This is a genomic window from Bacillus sp. FSL E2-8868, assembly GCF_038005505.1.
In the GTDB taxonomy this organism is placed as follows: Bacteria; Bacillota; Bacilli; order Bacillales; family Bacillaceae_G; genus Bacillus_A; species Bacillus_A mycoides.
The window spans coordinates 305589-324625 of the sequence record NZ_JBBOTI010000001.1; the positions used below are offsets into that span (position 1 = coordinate 305589).

Sequence of the window (19037 nt, forward strand, 5' to 3'; positions counted from 1 at the left end):
GACCTGCAACATGTTAGAACGAACGTTGCGTGTATTAGAATACAATAAAGTAAAAGAACAATTGCTTGAACATACAGCATCTTCACTTGGTCGTGATAAAGTGAAGAATTTAGTGCCAAGCACAGATTTTGAAGAAATTGTGGAATTGCAAGAAACAACGGATGAGGCAGCGAAAGTCATCCGTTTAAAAGGACATGTACCACTTGGAGGGATTTCTGATATTCGTTCAAATATTAAGCGTGCGAAAATTGGAAGTATGTTAAGTCCTCATGAATTAATTGAAATCGCAAGTACGATGTACGGTAGTCGCCAAATGAAACGTTTCATTGACGATATGATTGACAACGGTGTTGAGCTTCCAATTTTAGAAACACATGTCGCGCAAATTGTGTCTTTATATGATTTAGAAAAGAAGATTACAAATTGTATTGGTGACAGCGGTGAAGTAGTCGATAGCGCAAGTGACAAATTGCGTGGTATTCGTAATCAAATTCGTACTGCGGAAAGCCGTATTCGTGAGAAATTAGAAAACATGACGCGTTCTTCAAACGCGCCAAAAATGTTATCAGATGCAATTGTAACGATTCGTAACGAACGCTACGTAATCCCGGTAAAACAAGAATACCGCGGCGTATATGGTGGTATTGTCCACGATCAATCTGCTTCTGGACAAACATTATTTATCGAACCGCAAGTAATCGTGGAATTAAATAACGCACTTCAAGAAGCACGTGTGAAAGAAAAACAAGAAGTAGAACGCATTTTAATGATGTTAACGGAAGAAGTAGCAGTGGAAGCTGATATTGTTTTATCAAACGTAGAAGTAGTTGCAAATCTTGATTTTATTTTTGCGAAAGCTCTTTATGCGAAGCGAATTAAAGCGACGAAGCCAATCGTAAATAATGAACGCTACATGGATTTAAAACAAGCACGCCATCCGCTTATTGATCCGGAAATTATCGTGCCAAATAACATTATGCTTGGTAAAGACTTTACAACAATCGTTATTACAGGACCGAATACAGGTGGTAAAACAGTTACACTTAAAACAGTCGGTATTTGTGTCTTAATGGCGCAATCTGGTCTTCATATTCCAGTAATGGATGAATCAGAGATATGTGTATTTAAAAACATCTTTGCTGATATCGGTGATGAGCAATCGATTGAACAAAATTTAAGTACATTCTCTTCTCATATGGTAAACATTGTAGATATTTTAGAAAAAGCTGATTTTGAAAGTTTAGTCCTCTTTGATGAATTAGGTGCTGGGACAGATCCGCAAGAAGGGGCTGCACTAGCGATTTCTATTTTAGATGAAGTATGTAACCGTGGTGCTCGCGTTGTTGCAACGACGCATTACCCAGAATTAAAAGCATATGGATACAATCGTGATCAAGTTATTAATGCGAGCGTTGAGTTCGATGTGAATACATTAAGCCCAACGTACAAATTATTAATCGGTGTACCAGGACGTAGTAACGCCTTTGAAATTTCGAAGCGTCTTGGTTTGTCTGATCGCGTTATTGATCGCGCTCGTAACCATATTAGTACAGATACGAACAAAATCGAAAATATGATTGCAAAGCTAGAAGAAAGCCAAAAAAATGCAGAGCGCGAACGAAAAGAAGCGGAAGAGCATCGTAAGCAATCTGAAAAACTTCATCGTGAATTACAACGTCAAATTATTGAATTTAACGATGAGCGCGATGAAAAATTATTAAAAGCGCAAAAAGAAGGGGAAGAAAAAGTCGAAGCTGCAAAGCAAGAAGCAGAAGGCATTATTCAAGAACTTCGTCAATTGCGTAAAGCACAGCTTATAAACGTGAAAGACCATGAGCTTATTGAAGCGAAGAGCCGTCTAGAAGGTGCGGCGCCAGAGCTTGTGAAGAAACAAAAAGTAAACGTGAAAAACACAGCGCCAAAACAACAATTACGCGCAGGTGATGAAGTAAAAGTGTTAACGTTCGGTCAAAAAGGTCAATTGCTTAAAAAAGTAAGTGATACAGAGTGGAGCGTACAAATTGGTATTCTGAAGATGAAAGTGAAAGAATCCAATATGGAATACATTAATACACCGAAGCAAACTGAGAAAAAAGCAGTCGCAAGTGTGAAGGGTAGAGATTATCACGTGTCGTTAGAGCTAGACCTTCGCGGCGAACGTTATGAAGATGCAATGATGCGCGTTGAAAAATATTTAGACGATGCACAGCTTGCAAGCTATCCTCGTGTATCAATTATTCACGGCAAAGGAACAGGAGCGCTTCGCCAAGGTGTACAAGATTACTTGAAGAAACATCGCGGTGTGAAAACCTACCGCTACGGTGACATGGGCGAGGGAGGCCTAGGCGTAACAGTTGTCGAATTAAAATAGCAAACAACCAAACAAAAGGGGAAACCATTATATGTTTATGGACAAACTTGCAAAAGTATTGTTAGCTTGTTGCGGAATATTTTTGGTAATTGGGGTTATTTATTTAGTTGTTTTTGCGAAGTAAAGGAGCGTCAATCTTGGCATAATGATATCGCCATGGATTGACGCTTTTAATCTATAAGAAAAGGAACAAAACATGAAAATCAACCAATACATAAGCGAAGCAAAATCCTGCTCAAGACGTGAAACAGACCGTCTCATTAAAGCAGGACGTGCCTGTATTAACGGTGAAGTATGTACGCACGGTGCACTCGTTAATGAAGGTGATATTGTAACGATTGATGAGCAAGTTATTGTAAAAGAAGAGAAAGAAAAGGTGTATATTGCCTTCCATAAACCAGTCGGAATTACTTGTACAGCAGCTGAACATATTGAAGATAATATTATTGATTATATCGATTATCCAGAACGAATCTTTCCTGTTGGACGATTAGATAAAGCATCGGAAGGACTCATCTTATTAACGAATGACGGTGCGATTGCGAATCAAATTTTGCACGGTGATCATGAGCATGAGAAAGAATATGTTGTCACTGTTGATAAGCCGTTTACAGATTGGTTTATTGATGAGATGTCCAGCGGTGTAAAGATTAAAGATGGAATGACGAAGCCATGTAAAGTGACGAGAGTTAATCAGTCTACATTCCGCATCGTTTTAACGCAAGGAATGAATAGGCAAATTCGTAGAATGAGTCGTGCTTTCGGATTTACTGTAACAAAGCTAAAGCGAGTACGCATTATGAATATAGAGCTAAATGAGCTTGAAGCTGGAAAATGGCGAGACATTACACCTAAGGAATTAGAAATATTAATAGGGCAGTTATAGGGAGGAAAGTTTTCTCCCTATATTTTTTTGTCAGAAAAAATAAAACTATTGATTTTTTAAAAAATAGCCCATATAATAAAAAACAACAAGTTTCGACAACATATTTTATAAAAGTAATGATGAGGACATGAGTTGTTTTTGACGATTCTCAGAGAGGGAAGCCTTAGGCTGTGAGCTTCCTAATACGGAAAGACAAACTTACCACCTCTAAACTTCAAGAGTGAACTGCAGATGCATTGTAATTCTTGGCGGATAAAACCGTTATCAATTTACACGAGCTATAAAATGAGCTTATTTCGTTATAAATTCATTTTATTAGAATAAGGGTGGAACCACGATTTCAACACTCGTCCCTTTGTTAGGGACGGGTGTTTTTTGCGTTCTTTTACGGGGAAGTATGCTTGAAAGAGGATATGTGACGGATTTTAATTCAGAATATTTTGTCAATAAAATAATTAGGAGGTAGTAGAAATGAAGTCATCTTTAAAGTTTTCTGAGATGTTTGCAATAAGCTTAATGTTATTTGCACTGTTTTTCGGTGCCGGTAATATGATTTTTCCACCAGCGTTAGGGCAAGGTGCTGGAACAGATGTATGGATCGCGTTATTTGGCTTTATCGTAACAGGTGTAGGACTGCCTTTATTAGGAGTTATTGTTATAGCTCTAAAGGGAGATATTAATGAATTAGCAAGACGTGTACATCCTGTATTCGCGCTAATTTTCATTACTGCAATTTATTTATGTTTAGGCGTATTTGTTAGTGTGCCACGTACAGGGACTGTTGCTTATGAAATGAGCATTGCACCATTTTTACCAAGTGAGGTAGCTAGTCAGGCTTATCCACTTGTCATCTTTACATTTATTTTCTTTGCGGTAACTTTCTATTTAGCATTAAACCCATCGAAATTAGTGGGGCGCATTGGTAAAGTGTTAACTCCAATTTTATTAGCTGTTATTGCAATTATTGTAGCGAAAGCAATTATGACTCCAATGGGGGAGTTTGGTGCCCCTACAGAAGCGTATAGTGCCCCGCTCTTTAAAGGTTTTATTGATGGATATTTAACTTTAGATGGACTTGCAGCACTTGTTTTCGGAAATGTTGTGATCAATGCTTTAAAAGCAAAAGGCATTACAAATAAGAACAGTATTGCAAAAGTAACAATCTTTGCAGGATTTATTGCAGCACTTGGCTTACTTCTTGTTTATTTAGCACTTGCTTACCTTGGAGCTTCTAGTGTTTCACTTGGAATGGGAGCAAACGGCGGAATTATTTTAACAAACGTCGTGAATCATTTATTTGGTAGCTACGGAACATTATTACTAGGGATCGCAATTACAGCAGCATGCTTAACAACTTCTGTCGGTATTGTTGCAGCTTGTGGAGAATATTTTTCTTCGTTATTACCAAAGCTTTCTTATCAAAAAGTCATTTTCATTTTCTCTTTATTAGCATTTATGGTAGCAAATCTTGGTTTAACTCAGTTAAACGCATTAGCATTACCAATCTTAATTGCAATTTACCCAATTGGTATCGTACTGATCGTATTATCACTTGTTGAAAACTATATTCGTCTTCCATTAGCTATGTATGTAGGCGGTATTGTAGGCGCATTTGCAATTAGCTTCTTTGATGGATTGCATAATGCCAATCTTCAAGTAGCGGCCCTTGCTCCTATTTTAGATAAAATTCCATTATATAGTGTAGGGATTGGTTGGTTAGTTCCGGGTATCATTGGAATTGCAATTGGATATGTAGTTTCTTTATTTCAAAAGCAAGAAATTGCTGTAGAAAAATAAGGGAAAGAGGCTTTCTTTAAAAGAAAGCCTCTTTTTTTGTAGAAAAATTATATATAGAAGAATTCAGATATTAAAAATTTTATACGTAATATAGTTGACAAAAAAATTACCAGTAGGCTAAGATTGACTTAGTTGTGGAAATATTGGAAGGGAAGAGGTTTTCTATGACTATATCATTTTTGTAAGAAGAGGTGATAAAACGATAGAATTAGGCGGTTTATTTTTTTTGAAATTCGTTGAGAATGATAATCAATAAAATGATGAAAGAGTTTTATGTTTATTCTTATAGGAAAAATTGGTGGGATTATTTTTTTGTCTATCAATGAGAATGATAATCAATATATTTCTAACTACATAGTGTTACTCGTTATAAAATAGAGATAGAAAGATTATTTTTTTTCTTATATATTGAGAATAATTATCATTTTCAAAAAAGGAAAACAAGGAGGCAGTAAGGTAAATGAGAAAGTTTTCGGTATTACCCGCTTTTATTATGACATTCGTATGTATGCTAGCTTTTCTCGTAGTACCATTCGGACAAGCTTCGGCAAATGTAGCTGACGGTACTTACGATATTAACTATGTCATACAAAAAGCAGAAAATGATTCAGCTTCAATGGCAAATGATTATTTTGAAAAACCAGCTAAGTTAATTGTAAAAAATGGTGAGATGAGAGTACAAATTCCTATGAATCATAGTGCTTGGATTACAGAATTTAAAGCACCAGAGAACGGGAACTTTGTTGATGCAAAAGTTGTTAGTAAAGATGAATCTGCAGATAAAAGAACTGTAGAGTTTAAAATAGACGACTTATCTAAACCAGCAGCTGTAAAAATTCATGTTGTTGTACCGAACGTAAATTATGACCATAACTACACAATTCGCTTTGCGTTTGATGCAAATGTAAAAGCAGTAGGTGGAGAGAATAAGGCAACTGCTGCAACAAAAAATGAAGATCAAACTCAAAAAAATACACAAGTAAAAGAAGAAGTGAAGAAAGAAGAGAGCAAAGAAACAAACAAAGAAACAAACAAAGATGTAAATAAAGATGTAAATAAAGATGTAAATAAAGGAACAAATGAAAGTGGGAAAGCTGAAAAAACAGATAACCCAAAAACAAGTGATGAAGCACGTATCGGATTATTTGCAGCATTACTTCTTATTTCAGGTGTTTTCTTAATTCGTAAAGTACGTCAAAACTAAATAAAGGAGCGGTATTCTATTGAATAAATATCTTAAAATTGTTGTTGCGATGTTTTTAATGGTATTTACATTCGCATCAACATTACAACCCCTTGCAGTTCAAGCTGCTAGTCAACTAGCTGACGGTGAATATTCAATCGGTTTCAAAGTTCTTAAAGACACATCAGATGAAGAATCCATGATGAATCAATACTCTGTAAGTCCAGGAACTTTAAAAGTGAAGAATGGGAAAAAGAAAGTATCCTTTACGTTAGAACATAGTTCATGGATTACAAAGTTTGAAACGGAAAAAAGTGGTCAGTTTGTTGCGACAAATGTAATTAGTGAAGATCAAGAAAAAGATACAAGAGTCGTAGAATTCGATGTGGACGATGTAGAGAAGGTATTAAATGCGAAAGTAAAAGTAGACATTGATTTTTTAAATTATCATCATGACTATGATGTGCGTATTGCATTTGATCAAAATAGTATTACACCGATTCATGTAGAACAACCAAATGAAAAAGAGGACCCAGCTAATAAGCCAGATCCAAATGAAAATCCGGATCCGAGTCAGAAGCCCGACCAAAAGCCTGACCCAGATCAACAACCAAATTCTAACACAATTAAAGATGGAGAGTACAGCATTCCATTTAAAGTGTTAAAAGATCAAACAGATGAAGAATCTAAGATGAATACTTACATGGTAAATCCAGGGGTATTAAAAGTAGAAAACGGTAAGAAAAAAGCAATTGTAACGTTAAAAAATAGCTCATTAATTAAAAATTTCCAAACGGAAAAAGATGGCGCATTTGCTGATGCAAAAGTAGTGAGTGAAGATAAAGAAAAAGATACAAGAGTAGTAGAATTTGAAGTAGACGATTTATCTAAAAAACTAAATACAAAAGTATTTATTGAAGTGGCATCACAAGGTTACAAGCAAACACATAATGTACAACTTTTATTTGAACAAGATAAACTTGAACAAATTAAAAATGAAGAGAAACAACCGGAAGTAGAAAAACCAGATACTGAAACAATTAAAGATGGTGAGTACAGCGTTCCGTTTAAAGTGTTAAAAGATCAAACAGATGAAGAATCTAAGATGAATACTTACATGGTAAATCCAGGGGTATTAAAAGTAGAAAATGGTAAGAAAAAAGCAATTGTAACACTAAAAAGTAGCTCATTAATTAAAAATTTCCAAACGGAAAAAGATGGTGCGTTTGTTGATGCAAAAGTAGTGAGTGAAGATAAAGAAAAAGATACAAGAGTAGTAGAGTTTGAAGTAAACGATTTATCTAAAAAACTAAATACAAAAGTATTTATCGAAATGGCATCAAGAAACTATAAGCAAACACATGATGTGCAACTTTTATTTGAACAAGATAAGCTTGAACAAATTAAAAATGAAGAGAAACCAGAAGTAGAAAAACCAGAAGTAGAGAAACCAGAAGTAGAGAAACCAGAAGTAGAGAAACCGGAAGTAGAAAAACCAGATGGAAACAAAAATCCAGATGCTGAAACAATTAAAGATGGTGAATACAGTATCAATTTCAAAGCTTTAAAAGATCAAACAGAAGAAATTTCAATGATGAACACGTATACAAAGAGTCCAGGCGTGTTAAAAGTGAAAGATGGTAAAAAATATGTATCATTCACATTAACGAATAGCGCTTGGATTACAAAGTTTGAATTTGATAAAAATGGTTCGTTTGTTGATGCGAGTGTATTGAGTGAAGATACGAAAGCTGATACGCGTGTAGTGGAAGTGGAAGTAGCAGATTTATCGAAAAAATTGAACGCAAAAGTAAAAGTCGATATCGATTCAATGAATTATCATCATTTCTATGATATTCAATTTGCATTTGATAAAGATAGCATTAAACCGTTAGATAACCAAGGCGGAAACGACAACCAAGGTGGAAACGACAACCAAGGCGGAAACGACAACCAAGGTGGAAACGACAACCAAGGCGGAAACGACAACCAAGGCGGAAATGATAACCAAGGTGGAAACGACAACCAAGGCGGAAACGACAACCAAGGCGGAAATGATAACCAAGGTGGAAACAACAACCAAGGCGGAAACGACAACCAAGGCAATAATACAACAATTGATCCAAACGCTCTTAAAGACGGTGAATACAGCATTGGCTTTAAAGTATTAAAAGATCAAACAGATGAAATATCAATGATGAATACATACACAAAAAGCCCAGGTGTATTGAAAGTAAAAGATGGTAAGAAATATGTATCGTTTACATTAACAAATAGTACATGGATTACAAAGTTTGATTTTGAGAAGAATGGCTCGTTCGTTAATGCAAAAGTATTAAGTGAAAATAAAGAGCAAAATACAAGAGTAGTAGAAGTAGAAGTAAATGATTTGTCTAAAAAATTAAATGCAAAAGTAAAAGTAGATATTGATTCAATGAATTATCACCATTTCTACGATGTTCAATTTGTATTTGATCAAGATAGTATCAAAGCTTTAGGGAACCAAGGCGGAAACGACAACCAAGGCGGAAACGACAACCAAGGCGGAAATGATAACCAAGGTGGAAACGATAACCAAGGCGGAAATGACAATCAAGGTGGAAATAATACACCGAAAGTAATAGTTGATCCGAAAAATTTAGTAGATGGTCAATATGATATTACATTTAAAGTGTTAAAAAACAAAACAGAAGAACTTTCAAAGATGCATGACTATACTGTAAATCCAGCAAAATTAATCGTTAAAGATGGTAAAAAGTACATTGAGATGACGCTGAAAAATAGTGCGTGGATTACGAAATTCCAAACAGAAAACAATAGTCTTTTTGCTGATGCAAAAGTAGTAAGTGAAGATAAAAATGCAAATACGCGAGTAGTACAATTTGAAGTAGAAGATTTATTTAAAAAATTAAATGCAAAAGTGAAAGTAGACATTGATGAGATGAACTACCACCACTTCTACGATGTCCAAATTCAATTTGATACAAATAATATTGGTGCGTTAGGAACGATTAAAGAGGATCCAAAAAAAGATCCGAAAAATGATCCGAACAATCCAGTGATTACGCCGAAAGTAGATAATGTAAAAAAAGTAGATAATCCTGATTTTAACCGAAATGCAGATGATAAGAAGAAAAAAGAAGATCAAAAAAATGATTCGAAAAAAGAGAAAAACTCAAAAACGGCAGATACAGCACAACTAGGTTTAAACATGGTGCTATTGCTTGGGTCACTTGCTTTACTAGTTCGTAAATATAGAGCAGGTAGATTGTAATTTTTGGAGTCTTGATGCATGTTTGCATGCATCAAGACTTGTTTCATATTGTTTGGAAAGGAGTGGTGATTAAGAGTGAAGAAAATTGTAAGTGTACTAATGGCTATCATTTTATTAGTAAGTATAGCTGGATGCCAGGCGCCCAAAAAAGAAACAGCGAAGCAGGTAAAGAGTGAGGGTAAAGAGAGGATTGTCGCAACGACAGTTGCTGTTACTGAAATTATGGATGCGTTAGAAGTAGATTTAATTGGTGTACCAACAAGTACTAAAGATTTACCAAAGAGATATAAAGGTTTACCTGAAGTTGGGAATCCGATGAGTCCTGATATGGAAAAGGTAAAATCATTAAAGCCGTCAGAAGTATTATCAGTGACAACACTTGAATATGAATTAAAGCCAGTTTTTGATGGTGTAGGTATGAAAGCAAACTTTTTAGATCTAACAAGTTTAAAAAATATGCAAAATTCCATTAGTAATTTAGGTAAGCAATATGGACGTGAAAAGCAGGCTGAAGCAGTTGTAACTAAGTTAGATAACAAGGTTGCAGAGATTCAAAAAGCAGTAAAGGGAAAGAAAGAACCGACAGTGCTTATTTTATTAGGTGTACCGGGGAGTTATTTAGTAGCAACAGAGCATTCTTATATTGGAGATTTAGTGAAACAATTAGGTGGTAAAAACATTGTACAAGGTGAACAAGTAGAGTATTTAGCTTCTAATACAGAGTATTTAAAAAAAGCTGATCCAGACATTATTTTACGAGCGGCACATGGTATGCCTGATGAAGTTGTAAAAATGTTTGATAAAGAATTTAAAACAAATGATATTTGGAAACACTTCGCTGCAGTTAAAAATAATCGTGTTTACGATTTAGAAGAGCGTTTATTTGGAACGACAGGAAATTTAGCAGCGACTGAAGCGCTAGATGAATTGAAAAAAATGATGTATCCGTGATGCATTTTAATATAAAGGAAGATTAGCATGAATAAAAAATTATGGAGTTTCTTTATTGTTACTGTATTACTCATCATTATGACTTTGTTGTCAGCGACGAAAGGTAGTTTAGAAGTAGGTATTATTGACCTTGTACAAGGAATATTTACAGGGGCAAATGAAGATGTTGAAGTGATTAAAGATTTACGTTTCCCACGTATTATTATTGCACTATTTACTGGAGCAGCTCTTGCTGTTTCGGGCGTGCTCTTCCAAGCTGTCATGAAAAATCCACTTGCTGATGCTGGGGTAATCGGGATATCTTCAGGAGCAAGTTTTATGACACTTGTTATTATTACGCTATTCCCGCAATTCTTTTTCTGGACGCCGGTATTCGCCTTTCTAGGTGGTGCGTTTGCGTGTTATCTCGTTTATTCGTTTTCATGGAAATCAGGATTAAGTCCGCTTCGCATTATTTTAATTGGTATTGCCATTAATGCGATGTTCACTGGATTAAATGAATCGTTCATTACGATTTGTGGATACTTCATTAAGAGTATTAAGCAAACGACGACTTCTAATATAACGATGAAGACGTGGGGCGATGTAGAAATAATGGTTACTTATGGAACAATTGGTCTTATTCTTGCACTGTTTGTCGGAGCTTGGTGTAACTTATTATCTCTACAAGATAAGACTGCAAAAAACTTAGGCTTGCACGTGACGAGAGTTCGTCTTATTATTTCTGCCATTGCAGTACTCTTAGCGGCAGTATCAACAGCAATTGCAGGTGTTATCGCTTTCGTAGGATTACTCGTTCCGCACATTTCAAGACAACTAGTTGGTTCAGACCATAAAGCATTAATTCCATTTTCTGCTCTTGCAGGGGCGTTATTAATTTTGACGGCGGATACGATTGGAAGGTTAATTGTGCCACCTAACGAAATTCCAGCAGCGACGATTATGGCAGTTATTGGTGGCCCATTCTTAATATTCTTGCTTAGAAAGAGTGATAAAGTTCATGGAAATTAAAAATGTAACCTTTTCGTACGATAATGTAACGGATCGATTAAAGTCGGTTAGTAGTGAAATAGAGATTGGTAAAATTACAACAATTATTGGACCAAACGGTTGCGGGAAATCAACATTACTTGGTGTGATGTCAAGAAATCACGATCCTCGTAGTGGAGAGGTAATACTTGATGGGAAGGCAATTAGCCAATATAAACCGAAAGAGTTTGCTAGAAAGTTAGCCGTTGTCCATCAACAAAATGAAGCACCGGCAGATATGACGGTAGAGAAATTAACAAGCTTTGGCCGTATGCCTCATAAAAATATATTTTCTTCGCAAACTGATGAAGATAGAGAAGCAATAGAAAGGGCTTTAGCATGTACGAATTTGCTAAGTAAACGTGATAAGGAAATTCATGCTTTATCTGGTGGAGAAAGACAGCGTGTTTGGATTGCCATGACGTTAGCTCAGAAGACGCCAATGCTCTTTTTAGATGAACCGACAACATATTTAGATATTTATTATCAACTTGAAATATTAGAGTTAGTAAAAGAATTAAATGAAGCACAAGGATTGACAATCGTTATGGTATTACACGATATTAATCAGGCGATTCGCTATAGTGATCATATCATTGTTATGAAAGACGGCGAAATTGTTACAAAAGGCAAGCCGAATGATGTTGTGACAGAAAGTATGATAAAGACGATATACGGTGTAGATGTCGTTGTAAAGCAAGATGAAGATACAGGATTGTATATGGTCCCAATGGGTATTTAAACATGCGAACAATCCGTTTTGAGGTGATAATTTGAGTAGCAAAAAAGAAAGGAAGAAGAATTCTTTTTTTCAACGAATACTTACAGTTGTTTTTTTAGGTACCTTTTTCTATTCAGTATATGAATTAGGTGATATTTTCATGGATTACTATGAAAATCGTAAAGTAATGGCCGAAGCACAAAACATTTATGAAAAAAGTCCGATGGAAGAGCAATCACAAGACGGGGAAGTGCGTAAACAGTTCAAAGTTCTGCAGCAAATTAACCAAGAAATAGTTGGATGGATTACGATGGATGATACACAAATTAATTATCCAATCGTTCAAGCAAAAGACAATGATTACTATTTATTTCGAAATTATAAAGGTGAAGATATGAGAGCAGGAAGCATTTTTATGGACTATCGTAATGATGTGAAATCGCAAAATCGAAATACTATTTTATATGGTCACCGTATGAAAGATGGTTCTATGTTTGGAAGTTTAAAGAAAATGTTGGATGAAGATTTCTTCATGTCGCATCGTAAATTATATTACGATACATTATTTGAAGGATATGATCTTGAAGTGTTTTCGGTGTATACAACAACAACTGATTTTTATTACATTGAAACGGATTTTAGTAGTGATACGGAATACACATCATTTTTGGAGAAAATTCAAGAAAAATCGCTGTACAAAACGGATACAAAAGTGACAGAAAGTGATCAAATCGTAACACTTTCGACGTGTGACTATGCACTTGATCCAGAAGCGGGAAGATTAGTAGTACATGCGAAACTAGTAAAAAGACATTAAATAAAAAAAGTATAGAATATGAGAAGTGGTAACACTCTTCATATTCTATACTTTAAAAAAGAAATATGCTTACTGTGCTGCAGCCATTGGCATACGTACAACTTTTACATCATAGTAAGCAATTTTATTATCAAGAATATAGTCTGGCATCCCGCCTTGATGTGAGTGAGCATCTTTAAATGCTGAGCTCTTTGTCCAACCTTGGAAATCTTCTTTTGCATTCCAGCGAGTGCTAATTGTTACTTCATCATAATCAACTGTATTGTGCGTTAAAAGAACTTCTAATCCTAAAAATCCTGACATTGTTTCGACTTTACCTACTTTATTAAAACGCTCAATTAATTTATGGCCATTTCCCTTTGTAATTTTAGTTGTATTTGTAACAATAATTATGTTTATTCCTCCTATAAATGTGTAGCCTTTATTTTCAAGAACTCATATACATTAAATGATAATGAAAATCATTATCATTGTCAATAGTAATTTTCATATAAATGTAGAATTAAGGATGAATTTACTATTATATAAATAATTTGACCATATAGTTAATGAAGTTATATATTATTAAAATAAAACAAAATAAGAAATATACACAAGCAAAGTATGGTTTATACCTTGCTTTCGCAATACTATGAACAAGGAGGGTATTATGGTCGAATCACTGTTACTTAGTATCGTTATTATTATTACACTAGGCATCGCCTCACAATGGACTGCATGGCGCTTCCAGCTCCCTGCTATTGTTGTTATGGCAGTTGCCGGATTATTAATTGGTCCAGTTTTCGGTATTATTAATCCAAAAGAGGTGCTTGGAGATGTTTTTAGTCCACTCGTATCACTTTCTGTTGCCATTATATTGTTTGAGGGTAGTTTAAGTTTAGATGTACGTGAACTGAGGGGACTATCAAAACCAGTATTTCGTATTGTTACGTTTGGTGCGTTTATTGCTTGGATTGCTGGCTCACTTGCAGCCCATTACGTCGCTGGATTAGATTGGGCGGTTGCATTTATTATTGGAGGACTTTTTATTGTGACAGGTCCAACTGTAATTATTCCGTTGTTACGCCAAGCACGATTAAAGCCAAGGACAGCTGCAATTTTAAAGTGGGAAGGGATTATCGTTGATCCGTTTGGAGCATTACTTGCTGTATTCGCCTTTCAAATTGTAAATTTCTTAACGAAAGAAAATGTACACTTACATACATTACTATATTTCTTTGCAGGTTCGTTATTTGCAATGGTACTTGGGTATGCGTTTAGTATTTTTATGAGTTATATGATTTTAAAAGGGAAAGTACCAGAATATTTAAAGGCACCGATTTTGCTCGTTACGGTATTACTATGCTTCGGCATTGCAGATGAAGTCATGCATGAAACAGGTATGCTAGCCGTAACAGTAATGGGGATTACACTTGCACGGATGAAGAAATATATTTCTTCTATCGGTGATATTCGTCATTTTAACGAAAATATTTCCGTACTATTAACATCGACTGTTTTCATCATCTTAACAGCATCACTTCCAAGAACGACGATTATGGAGATTTTTAGCTGGCCTATTATTAGCTTCGTACTTATGATGATATTTGTTGTTCGTCCTTTATCAATTTGGGTATCGACAATCGGAACAGAGTTAACAAAATCAGAAAGGGCGCTAGTTGGTTGGATTGCGCCGCGAGGTATTGTTGCATTAACGGTTTCAAGTTACTTTGCGACGGAGTTATTACAAGAAGGGTATAAAGATGCTTCTATATTAACAGCACTTACATTTGCACTCGTAATTACGACCGTTTGTGCTCATGGATTTTCAATTGGATTTTTAGCAAAAAAATTAGGATTAGCCAATACACAGCCACCAGGTATTTTAATTTCAGGAGCTAGTACATTCTCAACTGCATTCGCTATGCATTGTAAAGAGATGGGGATTCCGAGCTTAATCGTAGATGTATCGGAAGAACATTTGCAATGCGCAAAGGTGAAAGGGCTTAATACATATAACGGCCAAGTACTCTCAGAGCAGTTGCAATTTGAAGTAGATATGAATCAGTATGAATACTTAATTTCAGTTACAGATACGGATTCTTACAATGTATTAGTCGCAAACACATATGTACCGCAGTTTGGACATCATAATACATTTTTACTTCCGATTCATGATGTGGAAAAGATTGAGCAAGAACGCATCTCTCTTTCGAAAAAAGCTCATTTACTGTTTGGTCAAAATGAAATTTATGAAGAGTTAGATAGAAAAATTGAAGAGGGTTATACATTTAAAACGATACAAGTTGAGGAAGAACACAAAATTAATAAAGAAGAGAGCGATTCAGAGGATGTAATATTATTTATTCGTCAAGATGATGGTAGTCTTACTTTTTCAACATTGTATAAATATATAGCGGTTATACCAGGAGATGAGCTAGTTGTACTAGCAAAGCAATAATATGGTATAGTGAAACGAGGCTTTTTTCAGCCTCGTTTTTTACATTGCTTCCTACTAATTAGAAAGCATTCAAATGGAAAGGAAGACATTACATGCGATCTGAAGTAACTATAAAAATAAAACCGAAGTTTATAAAAGAAATTAAAAGTGGATATCCACTTATTTTAAAAGATGCTATTCAAAATTTAAATGATGTACGTGAAGAAGGAACAATCATCAACGTAGTAGATGAGAAGAACCAATTCATCGGAAAAGGCTATTATGGAAAACAAAATAAAGGATATGGATGGATTTTAACGAGAAAAGAGAAAGAGCAAATTAATCAACCTTTCTTTGAAAGTAAAATCAAATCTGCTTTACATAAACGAAAAGATTTTTATAAATCAAATGATACAACAGCATTTCGTGCCCTGAATGGTGAGGGCGATGGCCTTGGTGGTTTAATCATCGATTATTATGACGGCTATTACGTAATAAGTTGGTATAGTGAAGGGGTTTATACTTTCCGCGATGAGATTATAGCAGCACTTCAAAAAGTAGCAAATTTCAAAGGGATTTATGAGAAAAAGCGTTTTGATACGAAAGGGAAATACATTGAAGGTGATGATTTCGTCGCAGGAGAGCGCGGTGAGTTCCCACTTATCGTAAAAGAGAACGGTGTAAACTTTGCTGTATATTTAAATGACGGGGCGATGGTTGGTGTGTTTTTAGATCAGCGTAACGTTCGAAAACAAATTCGTGATAAATATGCAAAAGGAAGAACGGTTTTAAATATGTTCTCTTATACTGGGGCTTTCTCTGTATTTGCAGCGCTTGGCGGAGCGAGTAAAACAACGAGTGTGGACCTTGCAAATCGTAGTTTAAGTAAAACGATTGAGCAGTTTAGTGTAAATGAAATTGATTATGAAGCACAAGATATTATTGTAGAAGATGTATTTCTATATTTCAAATATGCAGCTAAGAAAAAGATGAAATTTGATATGGTTGTACTTGATCCCCCAAGCTTTGCACGCTCGAAAAAATATACGTTCAGTGCGGCGAAAGATTATAAAAACTTATTAAAAGAAACAATTGCGATTACAGAAAATAACGGTATTATCGTTGCTTCTACAAATTGTAGCGCATTCGATATGAAAAAGTTTAATGGCTTTATCGATACAGCATTTAAAGAAATGAACGGTAAATATAAAATATTAGAAGAACATTCTTTACCAGAAGATTTCCGTACAATTGATCAATTTAAAGAGGGAGACTATTTAAAAGTAGCTTTCATCGAAAAAATTAAAGGTTAATGAAAATAAGAAAAGGAGCTCAAGTTTAAATGAGCTCCTTTTCTTATTGAATAATATTTTGTACTCTGCCAACCTGTCCGTCTTGCAATCTTACTTTAATGCCGTGCGGATGTGAAGGTGAGTTCGTTAAAATATCTTTTACAATTCCTCTTGTTAGCTTACCTGTACGTTGATCTTGTTTTAATACAATATCAACTTCAAGACCTGATGAAATGTTAGATCGTTTTTGCCCGTTCATTTATACACCTGTACGTCTACGTTGGTTGTTTGTTTTCTTCGTTTGTTGGTTTTGTAATTTTTTCGTTTCTTGACTTTGACTTCCATTATTTGAGCCGTTTCCATTTCCTTGCTTTTTCTTCGCAAGTTGTTCGCGCATTAAATCAGCTAAGCTTACTTTTTTGTTTTCTGACATGATAAGTCTCCTTTATATAAAGTTAATTATGAACAATCGTAGTGAATTTCATCATATCATTGTTATGGAAGGAAGGGAAGTTGGTTTGAAAATTCATATAATTCTTCACAGTATTCATTCGTTACGATACAATTGAAATGTTAATGTTTGTAAAAAAGGGGATAGACATATGTCACATCATATTTTATTAGTTGAAGATGATATTTCAATTCAAGAGATGGTGGAAAAGTATTTAATAAAAGAAGGATTTCAAGTTACAATCGCATCTGATGGAGAAGAGGGCGTGAACACATATTTAAAAGGTTCATTTGATTTGATTATCCTCGACATTATGATGCCAAAGCTAGATGGCTTAGAGGTTGTACGTATTATTCGTGAGAAGAGTGCAGTTCCGATTTTAATGATGTCGGCAAAAGATACAGATGTTGATAAAGCTGTTGGATTAGGACTTGGAGCAGATGATTACATTTGTAAGCCGTTTTCTATGATTGAACTAGCTGCACGTGTAAAAGCGGGTATTCGGAGGTCTACAAAGTATTCAGCTGTGGAATCAAAAGATGAGGCGATTCAGATTGGTGATTTAATAATTGACCCAATTAATTTTACTGTGGAGAAAAAGGGAAGACAGCTTAAACTTACTTTAAAAGAATTTGAGATTTTAAAGCTATTCGTGAAGAATCAAAATCGTGTTTTTACGAAAGCACAAATATATACGCTTGTTTGGAATGAAGAATATTATGGTGATGATAATGTTATTAATGTTCATATGAGAAGATTACGTGAGAAAATTGAAAGTGATCCATCTAATCCAGAATATATTAAAACATTATGGGGCATCGGCTATAAGTTGGAAGTGATGTAGTATGGTTGTATTTTTAACAGTGGTGATTATTATATTGCTTATCGTTATTTACGTGCAATATAAAATTAGGAAAAATAGTAGTAGGAATTTACGCTACACGTATGAGAAGTTAAATCGAATTGTAAAAGAACAAACTGGTGAGAAGCTATTAATTATGACAGATGATCTAGAATTGCGAAATTTATTAGTGGGGATTAATCATTTATTAGATGCAAAACAGAAAACGAATGCAGATCATGCGAAAGTGGAAATTTCGATGAGAAAAATGCTTTCAAATATTTCACATGATTTGAAAACACCACTAACAGTTATTCTTGGATATACCGAAATGTTAAATAAGGATAAAACGATAAATGAGGAAGAGAAGCAAATATTACTCGAAAAGGTGCATGTAAAAACACTAGAAGTGATGGAACTGATTCATAAGTTTTTTGATTTAGCAAAATTAGAATCCGGTGACAAAGCAATTGAGATGACAAAAGTAAATATGAATGAAGTTTGCCGCGAGAAGATTTTATCTTTTTATGATTTAGTGACGACGAAAGGGTTTCAAGTTCATATTGATATACCAGAAAGAAATATATATGCACTTGGAAATGTAGAAGTATTAGGTAGAGTATTGAATAATTTAATATCAAATGCGATTACATATGGTGACGATGGAAAGACACTTGGTATGACGTTAAGAGATGATGAAACGAGTGTGTATATAGATGTATGGGATACAGGAAAAGGAATTGATGAATCTCACATTGATAAAGTGTTTGAGCGTATGTACACACTTGAAGATTCAAGAAATAGATTGTACCAAGGAAGCGGTTTAGGGTTAACGATTACGAAAAGGCTTGTGGAAGCGATGGACGGAGAAATACATCTTTCTAGTAAGCCGTATGAAAAAACAATTTTTACAGTTGTATTAACAAAGATGCTGTTTTAGCTTGTAGAGAAGTAGATTCTACAAGCTTTTTTTTCAGCGTAAGGAATTTGTAAGGAACGGGTAAG

General features: G+C 34.8%; 16 protein-coding genes and 1 other annotated feature. Of the genes, 13 read left to right on the top strand and 3 right to left on the bottom strand.

Annotated features, from left to right (window positions below):
• Positions 1 to 10: 10 nt before the first annotated feature.
• From NSS74_RS01715 to srtB, 9 genes are all read left to right on the top strand, one after another.
• Positions 11 to 2371 (top strand): endonuclease MutS2, encoded by a 2361-nt coding sequence (locus NSS74_RS01715; RefSeq protein WP_002143323.1) that lies wholly within the window; start codon positions 11 to 13, stop codon positions 2369 to 2371.
• Positions 2372 to 2567: 196 nt separating this feature from the next.
• Positions 2568 to 3257: a 23S rRNA pseudouridine(2604) synthase RluF gene (locus tag NSS74_RS01720; RefSeq protein WP_002143321.1), complete on the top strand. Its 690-nt coding sequence runs from the start codon at positions 2568 to 2570 to the stop codon at positions 3255 to 3257.
• A gap of 107 nt (positions 3258 to 3364) precedes the next feature.
• Positions 3365 to 3615, top strand: a binding site (T-box leader).
• Between the two features lie 113 nt (positions 3616 to 3728).
• Positions 3729 to 5054 (top strand): branched-chain amino acid transport system II carrier protein BrnQ6, encoded by a 1326-nt coding sequence (gene brnQ6, locus NSS74_RS01725; RefSeq protein WP_002143320.1) that lies wholly within the window; start codon positions 3729 to 3731, stop codon positions 5052 to 5054.
• A 460-nt stretch (positions 5055 to 5514) separates the two neighbouring features.
• The gene (gene isdC, locus NSS74_RS01730) at positions 5515 to 6258 is read left to right on the top strand and encodes a heme uptake protein IsdC (RefSeq protein ID WP_002143319.1); all 744 of its coding nucleotides are present in this window, start codon (positions 5515 to 5517) and stop codon (positions 6256 to 6258) included.
• 19 nt (positions 6259 to 6277) lie between these two features.
• A complete protein-coding gene (locus NSS74_RS01735; RefSeq protein ID WP_340813149.1) occupies positions 6278 to 9511 on the top strand; it encodes an NEAT domain-containing protein in 3234 nt (1077 codons plus the stop codon).
• Positions 9512 to 9586: 75 nt separating this feature from the next.
• A complete protein-coding gene (isdE, locus tag NSS74_RS01740) occupies positions 9587 to 10462 on the top strand; it encodes a heme ABC transporter substrate-binding protein IsdE (RefSeq protein ID WP_002143317.1) in 876 nt (291 codons plus the stop codon).
• A gap of 27 nt (positions 10463 to 10489) precedes the next feature.
• Positions 10490 to 11473, top strand: a complete 984-nt coding sequence (locus NSS74_RS01745) for a FecCD family ABC transporter permease (protein ID WP_002143313.1) — start codon at positions 10490 to 10492, stop codon at positions 11471 to 11473.
• The gene (locus NSS74_RS01750) at positions 11463 to 12233 is read left to right on the top strand and encodes an ABC transporter ATP-binding protein (RefSeq protein ID WP_002088890.1); all 771 of its coding nucleotides are present in this window, start codon (positions 11463 to 11465) and stop codon (positions 12231 to 12233) included. Before NSS74_RS01745 ends, NSS74_RS01750 begins: the two co-directional genes overlap by 11 nt.
• A 31-nt stretch (positions 12234 to 12264) precedes the next feature.
• Positions 12265 to 13029 (top strand): class B sortase, encoded by a 765-nt coding sequence (srtB, locus tag NSS74_RS01755; RefSeq protein ID WP_002129321.1) that lies wholly within the window; start codon positions 12265 to 12267, stop codon positions 13027 to 13029.
• Positions 13030 to 13098: 69 nt separating this feature from the next.
• Here srtB and isdG read toward each other — a convergent pair whose 3' ends face one another.
• Positions 13099 to 13422: a heme oxygenase gene (gene isdG / locus NSS74_RS01760; protein WP_002143312.1), complete on the bottom strand. Its 324-nt coding sequence runs from the start codon at positions 13420 to 13422 to the stop codon at positions 13099 to 13101.
• A 256-nt stretch (positions 13423 to 13678) separates the two neighbouring features.
• On the opposite strand from isdG, the gene NSS74_RS01765 reads away from it, so the two are divergent.
• Both NSS74_RS01765 and NSS74_RS01770 read left to right on the top strand, forming a co-directional pair.
• Positions 13679 to 15469 (top strand): cation:proton antiporter, encoded by a 1791-nt coding sequence (locus NSS74_RS01765; protein WP_002143311.1) that lies wholly within the window; start codon positions 13679 to 13681, stop codon positions 15467 to 15469.
• A 92-nt stretch (positions 15470 to 15561) separates the two neighbouring features.
• A complete protein-coding gene (locus NSS74_RS01770) occupies positions 15562 to 16761 on the top strand; it encodes a class I SAM-dependent rRNA methyltransferase (RefSeq protein WP_340813150.1) in 1200 nt (399 codons plus the stop codon).
• 43 nt (positions 16762 to 16804) lie between these two features.
• Here NSS74_RS01770 and NSS74_RS01775 read toward each other — a convergent pair whose 3' ends face one another.
• Both NSS74_RS01775 and NSS74_RS01780 read right to left on the bottom strand, forming a co-directional pair.
• The gene (locus NSS74_RS01775) at positions 16805 to 16999 is read right to left on the bottom strand and encodes a YwbE family protein (protein ID WP_001014315.1); all 195 of its coding nucleotides are present in this window, start codon (positions 16997 to 16999) and stop codon (positions 16805 to 16807) included.
• A complete protein-coding gene (locus NSS74_RS01780; protein ID WP_002015431.1) occupies positions 17000 to 17173 on the bottom strand; it encodes a hypothetical protein in 174 nt (57 codons plus the stop codon). It abuts the gene before it with no gap.
• 169 nt (positions 17174 to 17342) lie between these two features.
• Between NSS74_RS01780 and NSS74_RS01785 the strand changes: the two genes are divergently transcribed.
• Together NSS74_RS01785 and NSS74_RS01790 are read left to right on the top strand one after the other, a co-directional pair.
• A complete protein-coding gene (locus NSS74_RS01785) occupies positions 17343 to 18035 on the top strand; it encodes a response regulator transcription factor (RefSeq protein ID WP_002143310.1) in 693 nt (230 codons plus the stop codon).
• 1 nt (position 18036) lies between these two features.
• Positions 18037 to 18972, top strand: coding sequence for a HAMP domain-containing histidine kinase (locus NSS74_RS01790; RefSeq protein ID WP_002143309.1), 936 nt, complete (start codon positions 18037 to 18039; stop codon positions 18970 to 18972).
• Positions 18973 to 19037: the final 65 nt, after the last annotated feature.

Bases quoted from the DNA above. Each gene is read 5' to 3' on its own strand.
- NSS74_RS01765 (WP_002143311.1), top strand. From the start codon at position 13,679: ATGGTCGAATCACTGTTACTTAGTATCGTTATTATTATTACACTAGGC.
- isdC (WP_002143319.1), top strand. From the start codon at position 5,515: ATGAGAAAGTTTTCGGTATTACCCGCTTTTATTATGACATTCGTATGT.
- NSS74_RS01780 (WP_002015431.1), bottom strand. From the start codon at position 17,173: ATGTCAGAAAACAAAAAAGTAAGCTTAGCTGATTTAATGCGCGAACAA.
- NSS74_RS01790 (WP_002143309.1), top strand. From the start codon at position 18,037: ATGGTTGTATTTTTAACAGTGGTGATTATTATATTGCTTATCGTTATT.
- NSS74_RS01770 (WP_340813150.1), top strand. From the start codon at position 15,562: ATGCGATCTGAAGTAACTATAAAAATAAAACCGAAGTTTATAAAAGAA.
- NSS74_RS01750 (WP_002088890.1), top strand. From the start codon at position 11,463: ATGGAAATTAAAAATGTAACCTTTTCGTACGATAATGTAACGGATCGA.
- NSS74_RS01720 (WP_002143321.1), top strand. From the start codon at position 2,568: ATGAAAATCAACCAATACATAAGCGAAGCAAAATCCTGCTCAAGACGT.
- NSS74_RS01715 (WP_002143323.1), top strand. From the start codon at position 11: ATGTTAGAACGAACGTTGCGTGTATTAGAATACAATAAAGTAAAAGAA.
- NSS74_RS01785 (WP_002143310.1), top strand. From the start codon at position 17,343: ATGTCACATCATATTTTATTAGTTGAAGATGATATTTCAATTCAAGAG.
- NSS74_RS01775 (WP_001014315.1), bottom strand. From the start codon at position 16,999: ATGAACGGGCAAAAACGATCTAACATTTCATCAGGTCTTGAAGTTGAT.
- brnQ6 (WP_002143320.1), top strand. From the start codon at position 3,729: ATGAAGTCATCTTTAAAGTTTTCTGAGATGTTTGCAATAAGCTTAATG.
- NSS74_RS01745 (WP_002143313.1), top strand. From the start codon at position 10,490: ATGAATAAAAAATTATGGAGTTTCTTTATTGTTACTGTATTACTCATC.